Genomic DNA, 19,828 nt, shown 5'->3' with positions numbered 1-19,828 from the left:
AAACAATAGATCACGCAAACATTTAAATAATATGACAACCTATTTTCGTTACTTAATACAACTACTCATCTCATTACAAGTATTTACGGCTTGTGTTTCAGTAAAAGATAATGAGCAGTCTGCAATAGCTTCAACAGATAATAGCGCTCAATTGCGAGCTCCTGCTTATCCCTTAGTTACGCATAATCCTAATTTTAGTATCTGGTCTATGGGCGATAAATTAAATGCTTCAAGTACTAAGCACTGGACCGAGCAGGATCAGTCATTGGTAGGTATTGCAGAAGTTGATGGAGAACTTTATCGTTTTTTAGGTATGGAGTCTAAAGTTTACAAAACGCTTTTACCTGCAAGCGATGAGCAATCCTACAAAGTTCTCTATACCGAAGAAAAACAAAAGGGTGACTGGTTCAAGGCAAATTATGATGCATCTAACTGGAAAACGGGAGAAGCTCCTTTTACTGACGATAGATCAGAAGCAAAAACCATTTGGGAAAGTGATGAACTTTTTTATCGTAGAAGTTTTGATCTCGAGCAAATTGATGTTGAAAAACTTTACGTTAAACTGCGTCACGACGATGACGTAAAAGTCTATATAAATGGAATTGAAATTTATGATTTTAAAGGATGGCAACACAGTTTTAAATACATTCCTCTTAATGACGAAGCCCTAAGGTCTTTAAGAAAAAAAGAAAATATTCTTGCCATTCATATTAAAAATACTGCCGGAGGCAGATGGCTGGATGCTGGGCTTGTAAAAGAAGTTAAAATACCCGGTCTTGATGGTGTTAAGACAACAAAGCAAACCAATGTATCGCTTACTGCAAATCAAACTAGTTATAGTTTTATATGTGGAGGCACAGATCTCACAGCTACATTTACTTCACCTTTATTAATTGAAGATCTAAAAATTTATGCCAGACCGGTAACTTATTTAACAGTCAATGCCGTTTCTAATGATGGTAAAAAGCATAAAGTAAGAGTTTATCTTGGCGCTTCAGGAAACATAGCGGCAAATACTCCTAGCCAAAAGCTCACAGCTAGAAAATATGTGCATGACGGTTTACTTACCTTAAAAGTAGGTACAACAGATCAACCCGTACTGGAGAAAAAAGGCGACGATCTTCGTGTAGATTGGGGGCATTTTTATGTTGCTTCTCCGTCACAAAATGTTATTCAATACATAAGTGATTCAAAAAAATCTTTAATTGGATTTGTAGGAGATACAAGTTTTGAATCAGATGTGATTCCTGAAACAGGTTTGATCATGAATACCATCGCAGATCTTGGTGAAATAGAAAGTTCTGCAGATTGCATATTCCTGTTAGGGTACGATGAAGGAGAGTCTGTTAATTATTTTGGTCAATCTTTAAAACCTTGGCATAAAAAAGAAACTGCGTCTTTTGACCAACTTTTGTCACATGCCTATGCAGATTATGGAGATGTAATGGATCGCGTTAAAACATTTGATACTAAATTATATAACGATGCCCTTGAAGCTGGCGGTAAAAAATACGCAGACCTTTGCGTCATCGCATATAGACAGGCCATTGCTGCACATGTTTTGGTGGAATCTCCTAAGGGAGAAATTCTTTTTCTTTCAAAAGAAAATAACAGTAATGGATCTATTAACACAGTAGACGTGACCTACCCTTCAGCACCATTATTTTTAGTGTACAACCCAGATTTATTGAAAGGAATGCTTAACGGTATTTTTGAATATAGTGAAAGCGGAAGATGGAAAAAACCCTTTCCGGCTCACGATTTGGGAACATATCCCATTGCGACCGGGCAAACATATGGTGAGGATATGCCAGTTGAAGAAGCGGGAAATATGCTCATACTAACGGCTGCTATAGCTAAAGAAGAAGGCAACGCAGACTACGCTAATAAGCATTGGAACACGTTAACGATTTGGGCAGATTATTTAATGAAAAGCGGATTTGACCCGGCAAATCAACTTTCTACGGATGACTTTGCTGGGCATTTAGCACGTAACGCAAATCTTTCTGTAAAAGCAATTATGGCTATTGCCTCTTATGGTAAATTGGCCAGTATGTTGGGCAAATCTGATATAGGAGATAAGTATTTACGTGCTGCTAAAGATATGGCTCTAAAGTGGAAAGCTATTGCAGCAGACGGTGACCATTATGTGCTGGCTTTTGAAAGTGATGATACATGGAGTCAAAAGTATAATTTAGTTTGGGACGATATTTTAAACTTAAATATTTTTCCTGAAGAGGTACAGCAAACAGAAGTTGCTTATTACCTGACGAAACAGGAAGACTATGGCTTGCCACTAGATAGTCGTAAAACGTATACTAAATCGGATTGGGTTTTATGGACGGCTACTCTGGCAGAAAATCCAGAAGATTTTAATAAACTTATGACTCCTATGTGGAATTTTGCAAATTATACTCCAGACCGTGTTCCGTTAAGTGATTGGCACGAAACAACCAACTCCCGTAAAGTCGGATTTAAAGCGCGCTCTGTAGTAGGAGGTTATTTTATTAAAATGCTAAAAGAGCAAACCACTACTAAAAGTTGAAAATATAGAAAAATCCAATTCAAAATTTAGTGTGTATTAAAGAGGAGTGATTCCAATTTGCGGTTCTAGCTTGCAAATTAAAATCACTCCTCATTTTATATTGCTAGAACAGGCATGTGATTTTCACTGTTGGGCAGGCCTGATTTAGAAGTTAAACATCTATTTAGTAATAATCATTAGGAAGATCAAATCTAGATGAACAGATATACAATAAAAAACGGTTTTTTTAAGGTGAGAATTTTTTAAATTTGAGAAGATGAATTTTAAACTTTAATGAAATAGGTCAACATTTACAGGGCTTTTTTTAATTATTATTAAAACTCCGAAATATCTAAAAACACATTGTTTACGCACACAAATCGAAAATTTAATATTTCACAGCGAATTTTAAAATCTTTTGATTTGTTTTGTGGATAGGTATCTTCTTGAATTCATTTTTAGATATTTGCTTCATCATAATTTTGTCACTTCATCAATTTTAATGGGGTTTTTAAAATTTTCCAAAGCTGTTGAGAGCCAAAATTCGATAAAAATTTTACTTGTTGCATCGCAAGCTTGCAGCCCATAAGAATAAGACCTGCATCCAGAAGTGAGTGTAACTAATATCATAAATGGAGTCGTTGTATCTATAAGACGATACCCAGCGTCAATGTCTACGTCTCCTGTACAGAGATAAGAAACGGTATTTTTCTTGAAAATAAAATCCTTGTCTACTTTATATGAAAGCTATTTAACAAGTCCAATATTCTGAAAAGCAAGCTCTTGCTTTCTTCACTTTTCCATGCTCTACAAGAGAAGGAAAGTGGAATTGAGATAACTCTAAGTTTTTTTGACTGGTAAAATCTACAAACAAGGTATACGCATGGGGTTCTGCTTTACCGTCTTCTTTTTTCAACTTTTAGAACTGTGATTGCTTTTTTTACATCGGGTTTGATCGTATCTTTTTGTATGTGTAAAACGATATTCATACTTATTATTGAATATCATACTTTTAAACTTCAAAATAAGTAAGTCCAGAAAGTCAGCTTATAATATACGAGGATCTACAGATTGAATAATTTCAAGATGTTAAGGATAATTACATTTATATGAGGATTTTGTCAAACTAGTTATCTCTTACAAAAAATACACTTAAGAATCTCTTTAGAAAGAAGCATTAACTTTGATATTAAAGTTTAGATTTATGAAATTTCTTATCGCTGAAGACGAGATTGAACTACAGGAGTCTATTGCAAAATACCTCAGTAAGGAATCCAATTTATGTGAGGTAGCGTCAGACTATTTGGAGGCTTCAGAAAAGTTAGAGATGTACGAGTATGATCTTATAATTTTAGACATCAATCTCGTAACAGGCAGTGGACTTGATTTACTTAAAGCGCTCAAAAAACAGCATAAAAAGTGTGCAGTAATTATTATATCTGCAAACAATTCTTTAGAAAATAAATTAGAAGGGCTCGATATCGGTGCAGATGATTACATCACAAAACCATTTCATCTGGCAGAACTCAATTCGCGTATTAAAGCTGTTTTACGCCGTGGAAAATTTGGAGGTGACGCTGAGTTGGTTTTTCAAGAGATCCGTCTGGATACGATTGCACGTGCTGCTTATGTAAATGAAGAACCCATTGTTCTTACCCGCAAAGAATATGATTTGTTGCTTTTCTTTATTACAAATCAGGGGCGGGTTTTAAGCAAATCTATTATCGCAGAACATCTTTGGGGCGACGACAGCGACATGCTAGATAGTTTTGATTTTATTTATGTTCATATAAATAATCTCCGAAAAAAACTAACTACCGAAGGAGCTAAATACCTACAAACCGCTTATGGTTCGGGTTACATATTTACCGCTGAATAAATGGCTGATCAAAAAAAAATTCATTTACTGCAAAAGGCATCTAAAACCTTTTTAATAACAAGTAGTATCATTATGATATTTTCTGGGGTAGCCCTTTACTTGTCATTGAAATCCCTACTTGAAAATGAGATTGAAGAAGAGCTATTTTCTAATAAAGACCGAGTGGAACATCTACTTATTTCAAAACCCGACTTACAAGGAATTCCTCCTATAATGGTTGTTGAAAAAGTAAAGGACCCTCAACCTGCAGTTCTAAACGATACCTTAATTTATGATCCGTTACAAGATGAAATTGAATTATTCAGGGAATTATCCGGAACCAAGGAAATAAATGGTCAGGAATATAAAATTACAGTGAGAGCCATGGTAATTGAATCTGAAAATATCCTTTTCGCCATTGTTTTCACCTTTCTTGCTATTATTCTCGTTGCTTTTGTGTTCCTCTTTTACCTCAATAAAAGCCGTAATGCCGCACTATGGAATCCCTTTTTCAAGAACCTGGCTAAGATTAAGGCGTTCTCTATAAAATCTGAAACACCTCTCACCTTAACTGAATCTGACATTATAGAGTTTGACGATCTCAACCGGGAGGTAATATTATTAACCACCAAAGTACATGCAGATTATCAAAACTTAAAGCAGTTTACTGAAGATGTATCGCACGAGATGCAAACTCCGCTTGCCATTATGCAGGCTAAGATCGAGACCCTTTTTAATGGGGTCAAAATTAATGATTTTCAGTATGAGCAACTTGACTCTTTACAAAACGATATACGCAGGTTAAAAAACTTGAATAAACGCCTGATTATTCTGGCAAAAATAGATAACAACCAGTTTGCAGACCCTCAATTCGTTTCAATAAATGAGTTGTTTCAGGAGGTGCTTCTTAATTTCAAAGAACTGGCTTCTATTGATTTTAAAATTGAGCATAACGAAGAACTTACTGTAAAAATGGACCGCTCTTTGGCGCAAGTATTGGCCAATAATTTAATTTCAAATGCGGTAAAACACAATTTAGAAAATCATCCTATCAAAGTTAATTTCTTTAAAAACAGCGTGCAGATCGTAAATAGTGGAAACAGCGAACTCGCACATCCTGAGCAGGTTTTTGACCGGTTTTATAAAGAAAGTACCAAGAGAGATTCAAGTGGTCTGGGCCTTTCAATCGTTAAGAAAATCTGCGATTATTATGGTTTCACCCCATCATATAGCTTTACTAAATCGCCAGAAACGACTACTGGCTTTCATACATTTAAAATTCGATTTACCCATTGATTTAAGGCCAACTTTAAATTCTCTTTAGAAATCAATACTATTTTGGTACAAATTTCTAACTATGAAAGTACTAGCACGTCTCAAATTATTTTTCTTAATACTCTTAGCTCCATTTACTGCAGAAGCCCAAGAAACCGTATTGATAGAAGGAAGTGTGACCGAAGAATCAGCACAACCTTTACCCTTTGTCAATGTTGTTTTAAAAAAGCCGCAAGGCGAAAGCATCATCAGCGGAACCATAACGGACGAGCTTGGAGCTTTTAACTTAAGCGGAATCCCAAAAGGAAATTATATTCTCGAAATTTCATTTATAGGCTATGAGACCATTCAGAAAAAAATTACTGCTGGCGGTCTCAATCCCATTTTTGACTTAGGAAAAATCCAGATGATGCCTTCGGCAGAAGCATTAACTGAAGTTCAAATCCTTGCAAAACAAGCTGCGGTAAGTGCAGATCTAGCTAAGAAATCATTCAGCCTAGATGAGAATCTGGCGCAAGCCGGCGGTTCGGTTATGGATGCTATGAAAACGATGCCCGGCGTTGCTTTTGATCAGGATGGCAAAGTGGTTTTGCGAGGGAGTGATAAAGTGGTTATTCTTATAGATGGAAAACAATCAAGTCTTACGGGTTTTGGTAATCAAAAAGGCCTTTCAAATATCCCGGCAGCAAATATTGAGCGTATAGAGATCATAAATAATCCTTCGGCTAAATATGATGCTAACGGTTTTGCCGGGATTGTAAATATCATTTATAAAAAAGAAAAGCAGACCGGCTTTAATGGTGATGCAGGTTTATCTTTTGGCCTGGGGGCTTTAGGCAAGCGTAAACCCGACACACCTACAGATTTTGGAAGCTATTCTGTTAATCCTAAATTGATTCCGAGTCTTAATCTAAATTACAGGACGGGTAAATTGAATTACTTTTTACAAAGTCAGTTTATTATTCAGGAAGCTTTACCTAATAATGAATTTACAACACGCTTTTACGACGACGGTCGTAATATTATTTCGCAGGTTCCCGAAAACCGAAAGCAGTTTCGTTCTATAATTTCTGGCGGAGTAGATTATCAATTGAGCGACAACGATATGCTTACCTTTTCAGGGATGTTTGACCGGGAAAAGCATATAGACACCTCGCAGGTGGCATTTATCAACCTCAATCAAAATACCAGAAAAAGGCTCTACACCTGGCAGGAAGAAGAGATTACCAGTTTCATAAACACAGCAGTTAATTATGGACATAATTTTGAACAGGCCGGCCATTCTTTATCTGCAAACCTTCAATATACTCGTGGTTTAGAAGATGAAAGTTATTTCTTGAATGACAGCTCTGCTGTACGAATTGGTCGTGATAAAACGAATATTAGGGCTATAGAGTATACTACAAGTGGCTCAGTAGATTATACACGTGCTCTAAGCAGTGGTAAGATTGAGCTGGGAGCAAAAGGTAGGTTTAGAAGATTGCCCGTAGATTATACGATTATGCGCGGCAACCAGTCTATTATTTATCCCAATCTGGGTGATTATTCGAAGTGGAGCGAAAACCTTTACGGCGCTTACGTTAATTACTTAATGGAAAAGGAAAATTATGATATCGAAGCCGGCCTGCGTGCCGAGCAAACCGAAGTCGCGTACACTTTAGATCCGCAAAATACCTATTATAACACTAACGATGCGTATGATTATTTTGAGTTGTTTCCCAGCGTTCGATTTACGTATAAGTTGAATTCAGAAAATAAACTTTCAGTTTTTTACAACCGAAGAATCGATCGTCCGGGAGAACCCGAATTACGAATATTTCCGAAATATGATGACCCCGAATTGCTGAAGGTGGGTAACCCGTATTTAAGACCACAATTTACCAATACGGTAGAATTGGCACATCGGTATTCCTGGGATAATGGCTCATTATTTTCTGCAATTTATCATCGCAATATTGATGGAGCGTATCAGCGAATTTTTAGTATAGATGATAGTAACCCACAATATGATATTGTAAATCGTATTTATCAGAACACGGGGCAGAGCACAAATACAGGAATCGAAGTTTTATTCAGTCAGGATTTAGCAGATTACTGGAAACTAACTTCCAGTTTTAATGTGTATCAAAATGCAATTGATGCCTTTCAGGGAACTTTGCTATTTCCATACGAGCGCCCTTTTTTTGTTGAACAATCCCGTGATATTGCTGGAGATTTTAAGATTACCAATACTGTTCAGCTTCCGTTACAGATGGAAGCGCAACTTACCGGTTTATATTATTCAAAAAAGAATATTCCGCAAGGTGAGCAACTGGCGCGGTATTCAGTAGACTTTGGATTTAAAAAGTCCATTTGGGAAAAGCGCGGGGAACTCACACTTTCTGCAACAGATATATTTAACCGTTTTGGCTTAAGACAACGGCTAACCGGTGAGGGTTTTACTGCAGTTTACGAAAATTACTATGAAACTCAGATCGTGCGTTTAGGTTTTAATTATAAGTTTTAATCAATGGCCTGAGCGTAAGGTTTCTTTAATTTAAAAATTTATTGATTTCAGTAACAATACCCTGAGCATGGCTCGGGGTATTTATTTTTTATAATAGAAGTCAACTCATTCAGTTAGACTATTCTTCTTTAAAAATCCTTTAGAATTACAAGATACATTTGAGTAAATTTTTAAACTCAACCCATGTTTTGGAGATCACGTATCCTCATTTTAGCATTCTTCCTTTTTCAATTTATAAATGCACAACGCACAGCGAATCTTGATTTTTTTATCGCTCAAGCTCTGGCAAATGCTCCTGCATTATCAGAAAATGAAAATTTGCAAAAAATAGGTGCTTTGCAAGAATCTATAATTAAAGCCCAGCAAAATTCTTTTCAAGTCAATGCAACATCAGACGTGTTATTTGCCCCCTATTTTAATAACAATGGCCGGGTGATTAGCACAAGTATTGCACCGAGTTCTTCGGCTTATGGCTATGATGTAGGGATTACCAATGGCGGACTTTATTCTGCACAACTAAATGTTACCAAACAGCTGTTTAATAAGGCAGCGACAGCTAATTTACTGTTTCAAAATAAAATTAAAAATAATACCCTCTCCTTATCGGCGCAAGAGGTGGAGCATAACCTTAAAAAGACTATTTCAGACGCTTATGTAACGGCTTACCAATTGCAATTGCAAGAACAGTTTACTCAAGAAATCTTAAAAGATCTTCAAAATCGACTTCAGGTTATTGAAGTGCTCGTAAAACACGCAATTCTACAAGAAAGTGATTACTTATTTCTACAACTTGATATAGATAGTAAAAAGCTGGAGTTAAAGCAAATTCAAAGCAATTTGAGAGTTGCCCTAAATCAGGTTTTCACTTTAAGTGGAATTACATCACAAGCTAATATCATCATTTCTGAACCCCACTTTAATACAGCTTCTTCTGCAAAAAAAGAGAATTTTTATCTACGGAAATTTAAAAATGACAGTTTGCAGATCAAAGCAGATGAAGCGGTTTTTGACAATGCTTATAAGCCGCAAATCACCGCTTACGGCAACACCGGTCTTAATGCTGTCGAAATACCCAACATCACTCATAAAATAGGGATGAGCGCGGGATTACAAATAAGCATTCCTATCTACGACGGCAAACAACGCAAGTTTACGCACCAACAAAATCTCTTGAAAGAACAGAATCTTGAGTTTTATAAGACCAATGCCGCAGTACAATTGACTAATAATTTACAAAGCATAACCAATCAATTGGATGCTTTGAGCGAAAACAAATTGCTGCTGGATAACCAATTAAAAAAGCAACAAAGTATTCTGGAAATCTATAAAGGCAAACTCGTACAAGGGCAAATCTCTATTGTAGATTATCTCAATGTTATACAGAGTTACAAACTAAATAAGTATACCCAAATACAAATGCAAACCAATATATGGTTGCTTCAAAATCAATACAATTTTATCAACTGGTAATATGAACTTAAAAACTATCCTTCTGCTTAATCTGGCTCTTTGTACATGCTTTTTAAGCTGTAAAAAGAGTGAACCAACGGTTAATACAAAAAAGGCAGCTATAGATGTTACAACTGCACTGGTAAGACGCGGTGATTTGCAAGAATATTTAACCTTTAATGGTGTGACCATTTATCAACGTAAAGAGGACATTCGGTCAAATGTGACGGGTTATGTTACACAAATGCGTTATAAAGTTGGTGATGCTATTTATAACGGGCAGGTTTTTGCTACCGTGCGCACCAAAGAACAAGATGCGCTACGCGATGCTGTAAAAATAGACAGTTCGCTAGCTCGATTTATAGGTTCAATGGCATTAAAAAGTAATGCTTCGGGTATCATTAAAACCCTTTCCGTTACTAAAAATGATTATATCGCCGAAGGGGATATTCTTGCAAGTGTAGTACAACCCCAGTCACTAGCTATACAACTTAATGTACCTTTTGAAAACAGGAATAAAATAGAAATAGGTTTGCCGTGTGAGATACTCATACCTGACGGATCGCATATAGCGGCAACCATTACAAAAAAATTAGCAACTGTTGATGCGTTTTCACAATCCCAGACTTACCTTATAGAACTACCTAATACAGACTTACCTGAAGGGCTTTCTGTACAGGTTAAACTTCTAGACAAGGAAAGTAAAGATGTGCTCACCATCCCAAAATCGGCTTTACAAACCAATGAACTTTTAACCGATTACTGGGTTCTAAAGGTAGAACACGATACGCTCGCGGTTAAAACTGCAGTTATACCTACACTAAAAAACGATACCATTACCGGGATCATTGCTGAAGGTTTAAAACCTAACGATCAAGTCATAACCCAAGGTGCTTACCAAATGCAAGATTCAACATTTATAAAAATCACCAACTAAAGAAAAATTTGCATTACAGCTACAAATATCCCATTCTGGCAATTGCAATTTTACTTTTGGCAGGAGGAGTCTTTTCTTATACTAATTTAAAAACCGGATTATTTCCAGATATCACGTTTCCTAAAATAAAAGTCATTGCAGATGCCGGGCAACAACCGGTAGATAAGATGATGACTGCGGTTACCAAACCTTTAGAAAATAGTCTAAGACGTACCAATGGGCTGCAATACCTGCGCAGCACAACTTCGCGCGGAAGTACTGAAATTTCGGTTTTTCTCGATTGGAATACCGATATAAATACGGCAAAATCTCAGATTGAATCTATTATCAATCAGGCGCAGGGGAGTGTTTTACCCAATACCACATTTTCAGTAGAAAAAATGAATCCTTCTATTTTGCCAGTTATGGGCTATTCTATAGAAGGTGATGGTTATTCTCAGGTAGATTTAAAGAAGATCGCGCGTACTGTAGTTAAACCTTATCTCTCGGCTACAAATGGTGTTGCAGATGTAGTGATCATTGGCGGAAAAGACAAAGAATACCGCGTGGTTTTAAAACCTGAACGCTTAAAGGCTTTAGGCATCTCTATTGCAACCATACAAACGGCTATAGCAAATGCAAACCTACTACAAGCCAATGGATACATAACTGATTATGAGCGTATGTATCTCACGCTTACAGATAATGCGATTAACAACCTATCTGATCTGGAAGACCTTGTCGTTTTAAGCGCTCCTTCTTCACAGGTACGTTTAAAAGACATTGCAAATATCGAAGTCGCCGAAGTGCAAGAATATGTAAAAATACGCGCTAACGGAAAAAACGTTCCTACGATTGCTATCATTAAACAGCCCACCGCAAATCTTATTGATGTAAACAATACCATTGAGCAAAAGGTACAGGAGCTTGGCACTATTTTGCCCAAAGGCATAGTTTTAAAACCTTATTATAAGCAGGCAGATTTTGTAAATACCAGTATATCGAGTATTAAAGATGTTTTATGGATTGGCCTCGCACTTGCCCTAGTGGTCGTAATTATTTTTTTACGATCATTTTCTGCAAGTCTGGTGGTGCTGTTTACCATTCCGGTTTCTTTATCGCTAACGCTCATTATTCTAGATGCGGTAAATTATACCTTCAACATTATGACGCTGGGAGCCGTTGCAGCGGCTATAGGACTTATGATAGATGATGTTGTGATCATAATTGAACAAATTCATAAAATAAAAGAAGAACATCCTGAAGAAACCATAGGTTGGGTTGCTCATGAAGCGATTAAACACCTGTTTCCTGCTATGATAGGATCTTCCTTAAGTACACTGGTGATTTTTATTCCATTCGTTTTAATGACTGGTGTCGCAGGCGCTTATTTTAAAATAATGGCTTTTACAATGATTATTGCCTTAGCCGCCTCTTTTCTGGTCACGTGGCTCGTTGTGCCCGTATTAGCCATACTCTTCATTAAAAAAGGTGCCAAACGAACGATAAAGAAACACGAGCCTAATACAAAATGGATTCATAATGTGCTTGAAAAACCCATCATCGGACTTACTTTTTTTATTTTATGTGCTATCATTTTAGTACTTGTTCCTTCTAAATTACCATCTGGTTTTTTACCGGAAATGGACGAAGGAAGTATTGTTCTAGATTACAACAGCGACCCAGGAACTACTCTTGAAGAAACCGACAGGATGCTGCAAATTGTAAACACTATCTTAGATCAACAGCCCGAAGTAGAAGCATATTCAGCCAGGTTAGGAACTCAAATGGGCTTTTTTATTACAGAACCCAACCGTGGGGATTATTTAATAAAACTGAAAGATTCCCGCACAAAAACCACCGATGAAGTTTCTAATGAGATTCGGCAAAAAATTGAAGCAAAGCTGCCACAACTTACGGTAGATTTCGGGCAAGTTATAGGGGATATGCTGGGCGATTTAATGAGTTCTGCACAACCTATAGAAATTAAAGTTTTTGGTACAGATGCAGCAAAACTTGAAGAATTATCACAAAATATTGCAGCTCTGGTAGAACAGGTACAGGGAACAGCCGATGTAAATGACGGAATTATTTTGCCCGGTCCTTCTTTAAATATAGTTCCCAATGCGGCAAAATTGACACAATTAGGCTTGAGCGTTTCAGACTTTCAATTACAATTACAAACTCAGATACAAGGTACGGTTGTGAGTTCGCTCAACACAAAAGAACAATTAAGCGATATTCGCCTTATCTATCCCGATGCCAATAAAACCAAAATTTCTACACTTCAAAATACCGAAATTTTACTTCCCAATGGCAATTCTGTTCCCATAAATACAGTTGCAACGATCACTCCTCAAAAAGGGATAGCAGAGATCAACCGGGAAAATCAAAAATCGCTAGGGATTGTTACCGCACGATTAGACAATAGAGATCTGGGTTCTACCCTTGCCGAGATTAAAACCACACTCACTCAAAAGTTGAGTTTACCCGCAGGTTATACTTTAGAGTATGGCGGAGCGTATAAAGAACAACAGCAAGCTTTTAAAGAGTTACTTACTATTTTAATAACCGCTATAATTTTAGTTTTTATCGTTATTCTCTTTCTATTTAAACGAGTAAAAATCGCTTTGGCTATTATTACAATCGCCATTCTGGGTGTTGCAGGATCGTTATTAAGTCTTTACATCACCGGTACGGCGCTCAATGTAGGGAGTTATACAGGTATTATAATGATCGTTGGGATAATAGGTGAAAACTCCATATTTACATACCGTCAATATCAGGATTCTGATGCAAATTTCACCCATAAACAAAAAATAGAATACGCGATTGCAGCGCGATTGCGGCCCAAATTAATGACGGCACTTGCGGCAATAATGGCACTTACCCCACTCGCATTAGGTATCGGCGCAGGTGCACAGTTGCACCAACCTCTAGCCATTGCTGTCATAGGCGGTTTAATATTTGCTCTACCACTTTTACTCATTGTGTTGCCTACAATTCTCAAACTTTTAAAAGAATAAAAACTTTAGATTTCCTTAAAACCCGCTTTAGAATTGGCTTGTAGCTTTGATATTAAATTAAAAAATTAAAATTATGAAAACATTAATTGCATCTATTAGTATCGCATTTGTTGCAGCAGGAATTGTAAGTTTTACAACGCCACAAACAAATGAAATTCCAAAACCAGTTAAAACCGCATTTGCTAAAAAATTCCCTTCGGTAAAAAAGGTTGATTGGGAAAAAGGTTCTGACTCAGAGTGGGAAGCAGAATTTAAAATGAATAAAACCGAGTATTCTGCAAACTTTGCGTCAGACGGGAAATGGCTCGAAACAGAACACGAGATTTCAAAAAAGGAAATTCCACAGAAAATAAAATCTGCTCTGGATTCAGAATTCAATACTTATAAAATTAAAGAAGCAGAAATTTCAGAAACTGCTGCGGGAAGTGTTTATGAATTTGAACTTGAAAAAGGTGAAAAAACACTGGAAGTCGCTTTTAATCTAGACGGAAAAAAGCTTAAAGAAGAACTTATTGAAGAAAAAGATTAGTTTTTGTTTGATTATTGGTTAGTTAAAGTAACTGAAATGCAATGTGTTTCAGTTACTTTTTTTTATTCTACAAGCTCTTACTATTCAACTTTAGATTTTCAAAAGAATTGGGTTTGACCTTTGTACTTTAAAAATTATAAAGGTGAAATTTAAGACTTCAATAGATTACATATACGGACTTTTTCTTGCAGTTATATTAGTCCTGTTACTTCTAGATTTAGGCTCCTATGGCCTTGCAGAAACCAGCGAAGCCCGTTATGCCGAAATAGGCAGGGAGATGTTTTTATCTGGCGATTATTTAAATCCGAAATTGTTAGAAATCTTCCATTTTCACAAACCGCCCATCACCTATTATTTAACGGCTTTGGGATACAAGCTTTTTGGCATTACCGAATTTGGAGCTCGTTTCTTCTTGCAAGTAGCTATTCTTCTTCAATTACTTTTTGTTTATGGAATTTCTAATCTCCTTTTTCAAAATAAGAGAATCAGTTTGTTATCGGGGTTGATTTACTTCTCGATGCCTTTAGTACTCATATCTAGCAGAAATCTAACAACAGATGCTTACTTAACCACATTCATATTAGCAAGCATCTATTGCTGGCAGTATTATACACAAAAAGGAACACTGTCCTTTCTGTATCTTTTCTACTCTGCGATAGGCTTGGCCTTGTTAACAAAAGGTCCTGTTGCGCTTGTTTTTATAACGGTTTATATCGTGACCTATAAGTTGGTTTTTAAAACAAAAACGAGACTAAGCATGCATGCTGTTCTCGGGATTTGTATTTGTATTGCAATAGGAGCCAGCTGGTATATTTTGGTAATGATAGAAAACCCAAAACTTTGGACCTATTTTGTAGAGAAACAACTTTTAAGCAGAATAAATTCTGATTCTTTCAACAGGGGTAAACCTTTTTGGTATTATATACCTATTTTGATAGGCCTTTTGCTTCCTTGGTTAATAGGTAGTTTATTCAATTTTAGACTCAAGTTAAAAGCATTAGCTAAATTGGGTAAAGAAGAGCAGGTTTTATTTTACTCAAGTCTAGTTCTCTTATTAATCTTCTCGCTTTTTAAGACCAAATTAATTTTATACATCCTTCCGGTTTTCTGGATGCTAGCACTAATTATTGCCACCCGACTCTATACTTCGACTTCTAAAACAAGAAAGTATATAAATGGGACCTATTTAATTTTGCTGGGAGTAATCTTAGTTAGTATTCTGGGGTGTTGGTATTTTAAACCCGTATTCATCAAAATACCCATAACCACATCGTTGCTTGCTTTTAGTGTAATTCTTATTGTGTGCGCTTTTTTTTATGTAATACAAATTCACGACGTATTGAAAACAGCATTTCTGGCAGCACTTTTCAATTTGGTGTTACTCGTGATTTCTCCTTCGATATTAAAAAACAATAGTGCTTTAATAAATTCTACTAAAGAGCTCACTCGCTTTATCAATTTAAAATCAGATGGAGCCGATAAAACAATTGTAATAGATGATTATTTACTCTCATCAATACCTTTCTACACTGGTGAATATCCTATAACCTTAAAAAACAAGCATAATACTACTGCCCGTGAGGTGCAATTTCAAAACGATAGCCAGTGGCAGGAAAACCTTTGGGATGAGAAGGATTCATTAACACTATTAAAGCTTACAGCACTCGCAAAAAAGAAAAATACGTATTTATTAGCCCGAAAAAAGCGGGGTTTAAGCAAACCTATTTCTCATTTAGCAGAACTCTTTAAGAATAAAAAAGTGAGTTCAAAATGGATCATGTATTACAACGATTAGGGCCTGAGTTATATCATTCAAAATATAAACTATATATATGCTAAACCATTTTAAACCTGTCCTTTTTTTCATTTTGGTGCTTATGATCAGTTTACAGTGTTGTAAACTAAATGCTCAAGACACCAGTGAAACACAGCCTATAATAGGAACAAATCAAAAAATAGGTGATGTAATTCTTATTGCGCTACCTGTTGCCGCATTAGGTACAACGTTACTAAAAGGAGATAAAAAAGGAGCTTGGCAATTTACAAAAGGATTTGTAGTTACTGAAGCTGTTACTTATGGATTAAAAATGAGCATAAACAAAACACGGCCAGACCAAAGTAACGATAACTCTTTTCCTTCAGGCCATACTTCGACGGTTTTTCATAGTGCCGGATATATACACAGACGCTACGGCTTTAAGTACAGCATACCGGCTTATCTATTAGCGGGTTTTACGGCAGCAAGTAGAATCGATTCAAGAAAACATGATATTCTAGATATTATAGCCGGAGCCGCTATTGGGTTGGGAAGCAATTTGCTTTTTACCACAGAATATCAACAAAAACATATGCAACTCAGTTATTCGAGTTTTGAAGGTAACCATATGATAGGATTTAGTTATAAATTTTAGAGGGTAATGATTTTTTCAGATATTATAAATGCTACCAAACGTTATTGTGAATCACTTATAAAACAAAGTGTTTGTAAGGATTTACCGTTTCATAATTGGCAGCATACACTAGATGTAGTATCCAGTTCAAATCTGATAGGAAATGCTGAAAATTTAAATGAGCGAGAATTTGCAGTGCTCCGCATTGCCTCTTATTTTCACGATGTAGGTCATCTGATGGGGGCTACTATGCACGAAGAAATTAGCGCTGAATATGCAAGAGAATTTCTAGAATTGCAGGGAATCGCCGCCGATGTGATTCTCGATGTGTGCTTAACGATCTTGGCTACGTCGTTAAAGCTTGAGCCTCAAACTAAAATTCAAAAGATCATATGTGATGCTGACCTGGCTCATTTAGGCCAGATTTCCTTTAAAGAAAAAAATGCAAAACTTAGACAAGAGTGGAGATTACTGAACGCTTTAGACCTAACAGATTTGGAATGGATTCTACTTAATATAAATTTTTTAGAAAGACATACCTACTTTACTCAGACTGCTAAAAACTTATTTTCAAAGCAAAAAAAGATCAATCTTGATGATTTGCACCAATTAAAAAATGAAATAAAAGCTAAATTATAAATACAATATTAAATTAAATAATTCGTGAAAAATCCTCTACCGTTATTCTACAAACTATTAATTCTAACCTTCAGTTGCTGCGGGATCTAAAAAAGTTTTGTCCTGCAATAGTGATAGAGTTAGGGTTTATAAAAGATCCGTTAATACCTATAAATTGAATACCTTACCGCTAGCTCTAACGTGATCAACTGATGAAAAGCTTCGTTTTTATTTTGACCCTTGCACTATTTAAAGCTGGAGCTCCAATCAGTACCGATACCGTCTATCTCTATAAAGGTAATAGCATTAAGAAATACCACTTGAAAAAGAATTAGAGAGGCTTGAGTAATTGGGCTAAGTATATCAGCGAGGTATTATTACAAACAGCTAACATTAGCTTGTAACAATTTCGGATAGAAGAAAAATGATATAGTTTAAAGATTGATACCTTAGACTGATTCGGTAAGCTTATAAAATTAATTCATACTCCATATCGTTCTAAATCTATTAGAAAAGGCAGTTTCTTTCGAAGTGTTATCCATTCCTTTTAGGTATTTCATTAAGGATTCAATTCTGGAACTTCCTGATGGATGGGTAAAATCACCATTCCCCAGCAACTCTTCCAAATAATCCAATTTTTCTTTTAACAGATCATAGGTCTCGGGTTCGTTTTTTGAGATTAAGTAAAATGCCATTAAATCGGCTAAATATTCTGCTTTTTTATAGTCGTTGGTCTCAGACCCGGCTGGGATTTCACCTCCTAGATTGAATGCCGCTGCTTGGGTAAGGGTAGCAATATGGGAGAGCTCATGAGCAAGAACGAAAATTTGGATGGGTGGGTCTTCCAGTTCTACAAGTCCCATACTCACTTCAACATAGCCAAAAGCGGCTCCTGCATCAACGCTATGATCTGCTTCATCTATGTGCAGTTCATCCGGAATATTTAGATCTGGATAGACCTCAAATAGGGGAGTCACCTCATGGATATATAAATCAATTAATTGTTCTTCTTTTAGGTAAAAGTTTAGGCTCTTCTGAATGAAACTAAACAATAGATTCGAAATATCATATAAATACCTAGAATGAGCAGAATCTTAATGCTTTTTAGATAGACTTTGATTTGGAATTACTACATTATACTGGACATAGAGTTGAATGAATATTATTGCAAGTTTTTAACTTAGCAATTATGAGACGTAAAGCCAAACATTACACCTTAGAGTTTAAGCAGAAAGCAGTAGCATTAAGTTACGCCAAAGGCAGTGTAGCACAGGTTTGTGAGGATCTAGATATCCTACCTGCTGTTCTTTACCGCTGGCGTAAAGAGCAAAAGAGTTATGGTAAGAATAGTTTTCCGGGTCGTGGTAATCCTAAAATGACCGATGAACAAAAAGAGATAGCTCGTTTAAAGAAACAGCTTAAAGAAGCCGAATTAGAACGTGATATATTAAAAAAGGCGATTGGCATCTTCTCCGCGAGCGACAAGAAAAATACAGGTTCATAAAACAGCATCGTATGAAATTTCCTGTTGAGAAGATGTGCACTATGTTAGCTGTGAGTAAAAGCGGTTATTACCACTGGTTGAAATCTGGTCCCAGCACCCTCTGAAAAGAAAATCAGAAGCTCTCTTCACTAATCAAAGATATATTTGAGGATAGTTACCAGAGCTATGGAGCTCCTAGAATAAAGGCTGAATTGAAAGCCCTAGGTTTTAAGGTGTCAAAGCCACGGGTAGCCCGTATAATGAAGGCAAACTATTTATACGCTAAGAGAAAGCGTAAATTTAGAACCACCACCGATAGTGACCATAAATATCCCACAGCACCAAACCTTTTGAACCAATGCTTTAATGTAGCTAGGGCTAATCAAGTATGGGTAAGCGATATTACCTATGTTCAGACTAAAGAAGGCTGGAGTTACCTAACGGTGATCATTGATCTATTTAACAGAAAAGTTATAGGATGGGCTTTAGGTGATACCCTAAATACCGAGGGTACTGCTATAAAAGCTTGGCAAATGGCTATTAAAAATACCACACTCACCCAACCTTTAATATTCCATTCAGATCAAGGTATTCAATATGCCAGCCAAAAATTTACCAATCTACTTAAAAGCTATAATGGCCTGGTAAAACAATCTATGAGTCGCAAAGGGAACTGTTGGGACAATGCCGTAGCGGAATCCTTTTTTAAATCCCTGAAAGTAGAATGGGTATATTGGCATAAATACAAGCTTAGATCACAGGCAGAGTTATCTATCTTTCAGTGGATAGAAACCTGGTACAATACCAGAAGAAGACATTCTTATTTAGGTAACAGAACCATTAAAGAATTTGAAATAAAAATGTATAATCAAAAACTAGCAGCATAGTCACTCAACTTAATGTCCAGTTTTTTGTTGCAAGTCCAGATTTAAAATTATATATTGTTTGAAATTATAAATATTTATTATGAAAACTAAACTGTTATTTTTTGTTTTTTTTATCGGTTTTTCGCTTAATGTTTTTTCAATGCAAATTTTTGTAAAGACACTAACAGGGAAAACTATAACCATTGAAGCTGAATCCAGCGATACAATTGAGAGAATTAAATTAAAAATTCAAGATAAAGAAGGTATACCTCCTGATTGTATAAGATTAATATATGCAGGTAAGCAACTAGAAGAAGGTAGGACTTTGAGTGATTATAATATAATGAAGGAGAATGTTTTGCATATGGTTCTTAGATGTTAGAAAGAA

14 protein-coding genes and 1 pseudogene are annotated in these 19,828 nt (G+C 36.1%); 13 read left to right on the top strand and 2 right to left on the bottom strand.

What is annotated here, in order from left to right:
- Positions 1-31 precede the first annotated feature (31 nt).
- Complete coding sequence (locus tag DSM02_RS09730; RefSeq protein ID WP_128765450.1) at positions 32-2,545, top strand: glutaminase family protein; 2,514 nt, start codon at positions 32-34, stop codon at positions 2,543-2,545.
- 730 nt (positions 2,546-3,275) lie between these two features.
- Here the strand turns inward: DSM02_RS09730 and DSM02_RS20365 are convergent.
- Positions 3,276-3,440, bottom strand: coding sequence for a hypothetical protein (locus DSM02_RS20365; RefSeq protein WP_164918283.1), 165 nt, complete (start codon positions 3,438-3,440; stop codon positions 3,276-3,278).
- Positions 3,441-3,728: 288 nt separating this feature from the next.
- Between DSM02_RS20365 and DSM02_RS09725 the strand changes: the two genes are divergently transcribed.
- The 10 genes from DSM02_RS09725 to DSM02_RS09680 all read left to right on the top strand — a co-directional run bounded on the left by DSM02_RS09725 (position 3,729) and on the right by DSM02_RS09680 (position 17,112).
- Entirely contained in the window at positions 3,729-4,403 is a 675-nt protein-coding gene (locus DSM02_RS09725) for a response regulator transcription factor (protein WP_128765449.1), read from the top strand.
- On the top strand, positions 4,404-5,678 hold the full coding sequence (locus DSM02_RS09720) for a sensor histidine kinase (protein WP_240674027.1): 1,275 nt from the start codon (positions 4,404-4,406) through the stop codon (positions 5,676-5,678).
- A 61-nt stretch (positions 5,679-5,739) separates the two neighbouring features.
- The gene (locus tag DSM02_RS09715) at positions 5,740-8,163 is read left to right on the top strand and encodes an outer membrane beta-barrel family protein (RefSeq protein ID WP_128765448.1); all 2,424 of its coding nucleotides are present in this window, start codon (positions 5,740-5,742) and stop codon (positions 8,161-8,163) included.
- 183 nt (positions 8,164-8,346) lie between these two features.
- Positions 8,347-9,633 carry a TolC family protein gene (locus DSM02_RS09710; protein WP_128765447.1) on the top strand — a complete coding sequence of 429 codons (1,287 nt, stop codon included), beginning with the start codon at positions 8,347-8,349 and terminating at the stop codon, positions 9,631-9,633.
- Between the two features lies 1 nt (position 9,634).
- Positions 9,635-10,549 carry an efflux RND transporter periplasmic adaptor subunit gene (locus DSM02_RS09705; protein ID WP_128765446.1) on the top strand — a complete coding sequence of 305 codons (915 nt, stop codon included), beginning with the start codon at positions 9,635-9,637 and terminating at the stop codon, positions 10,547-10,549.
- 8 nt (positions 10,550-10,557) lie between these two features.
- Positions 10,558-13,554 (top strand): efflux RND transporter permease subunit, encoded by a 2,997-nt coding sequence (locus tag DSM02_RS09700; RefSeq protein ID WP_240674026.1) that lies wholly within the window; start codon positions 10,558-10,560, stop codon positions 13,552-13,554.
- A gap of 73 nt (positions 13,555-13,627) precedes the next feature.
- The gene (locus DSM02_RS09695) at positions 13,628-14,083 is read left to right on the top strand and encodes a PepSY-like domain-containing protein (protein ID WP_128765444.1); all 456 of its coding nucleotides are present in this window, start codon (positions 13,628-13,630) and stop codon (positions 14,081-14,083) included.
- Positions 14,084-14,225: 142 nt separating this feature from the next.
- Positions 14,226-15,878 (top strand): glycosyltransferase family 39 protein, encoded by a 1,653-nt coding sequence (locus DSM02_RS09690; protein ID WP_128765443.1) that lies wholly within the window; start codon positions 14,226-14,228, stop codon positions 15,876-15,878.
- A gap of 37 nt (positions 15,879-15,915) precedes the next feature.
- Positions 15,916-16,494 (top strand): phosphatase PAP2 family protein, encoded by a 579-nt coding sequence (locus DSM02_RS09685; RefSeq protein ID WP_128765442.1) that lies wholly within the window; start codon positions 15,916-15,918, stop codon positions 16,492-16,494.
- A 6-nt stretch (positions 16,495-16,500) separates the two neighbouring features.
- The gene (locus tag DSM02_RS09680; RefSeq protein ID WP_128765441.1) at positions 16,501-17,112 is read left to right on the top strand and encodes an HD domain-containing protein; all 612 of its coding nucleotides are present in this window, start codon (positions 16,501-16,503) and stop codon (positions 17,110-17,112) included.
- A gap of 455 nt (positions 17,113-17,567) precedes the next feature.
- On the opposite strand, the gene DSM02_RS09675 is transcribed toward DSM02_RS09680, so the two are convergent.
- Positions 17,568-18,143, bottom strand: a complete 576-nt coding sequence (locus tag DSM02_RS09675; protein ID WP_164918282.1) for a M48 family metalloprotease — start codon at positions 18,141-18,143, stop codon at positions 17,568-17,570.
- A gap of 113 nt (positions 18,144-18,256) precedes the next feature.
- Between DSM02_RS09675 and DSM02_RS09670 the strand changes: the two are divergent.
- A pseudogene (locus DSM02_RS09670) lies at positions 18,257-19,461 on the top strand (IS3 family transposase).
- A gap of 79 nt (positions 19,462-19,540) precedes the next feature.
- Positions 19,541-19,822, top strand: a complete 282-nt coding sequence (locus DSM02_RS09665; RefSeq protein WP_240674025.1) for a ubiquitin-like protein — start codon at positions 19,541-19,543, stop codon at positions 19,820-19,822.
- Positions 19,823-19,828 lie beyond the last annotated feature (6 nt).

This window comes from Leeuwenhoekiella polynyae (assembly GCF_004104075.1).
GTDB classification, from domain to species: domain Bacteria; phylum Bacteroidota; class Bacteroidia; order Flavobacteriales; family Flavobacteriaceae; genus Leeuwenhoekiella; species Leeuwenhoekiella polynyae.
The sequence above is the reverse complement of the archived record's forward strand: the minus strand, read 5'-3'. Positions and strand labels throughout refer to the sequence as shown.

What these genes read in the sequence shown, in the direction of transcription:
- DSM02_RS09680 (WP_128765441.1), top strand. Translation starts at nt 16,501, where the DNA reads ATGATTTTTTCAGATATTATAAATGCTACCAAACGTTATTGTGAATCA.
- DSM02_RS09685 (WP_128765442.1), top strand. Translation starts at nt 15,916, where the DNA reads ATGCTAAACCATTTTAAACCTGTCCTTTTTTTCATTTTGGTGCTTATG.
- DSM02_RS09715 (WP_128765448.1), top strand. Translation starts at nt 5,740, where the DNA reads ATGAAAGTACTAGCACGTCTCAAATTATTTTTCTTAATACTCTTAGCT.
- DSM02_RS09710 (WP_128765447.1), top strand. Translation starts at nt 8,347, where the DNA reads ATGTTTTGGAGATCACGTATCCTCATTTTAGCATTCTTCCTTTTTCAA.
- DSM02_RS09720 (WP_240674027.1), top strand. Translation starts at nt 4,404, where the DNA reads ATGGCTGATCAAAAAAAAATTCATTTACTGCAAAAGGCATCTAAAACC.
- DSM02_RS09665 (WP_240674025.1), top strand. Translation starts at nt 19,541, where the DNA reads ATGAAAACTAAACTGTTATTTTTTGTTTTTTTTATCGGTTTTTCGCTT.
- DSM02_RS09695 (WP_128765444.1), top strand. Translation starts at nt 13,628, where the DNA reads ATGAAAACATTAATTGCATCTATTAGTATCGCATTTGTTGCAGCAGGA.
- DSM02_RS09705 (WP_128765446.1), top strand. Translation starts at nt 9,635, where the DNA reads ATGAACTTAAAAACTATCCTTCTGCTTAATCTGGCTCTTTGTACATGC.
- DSM02_RS09725 (WP_128765449.1), top strand. Translation starts at nt 3,729, where the DNA reads ATGAAATTTCTTATCGCTGAAGACGAGATTGAACTACAGGAGTCTATT.
- DSM02_RS09730 (WP_128765450.1), top strand. Translation starts at nt 32, where the DNA reads ATGACAACCTATTTTCGTTACTTAATACAACTACTCATCTCATTACAA.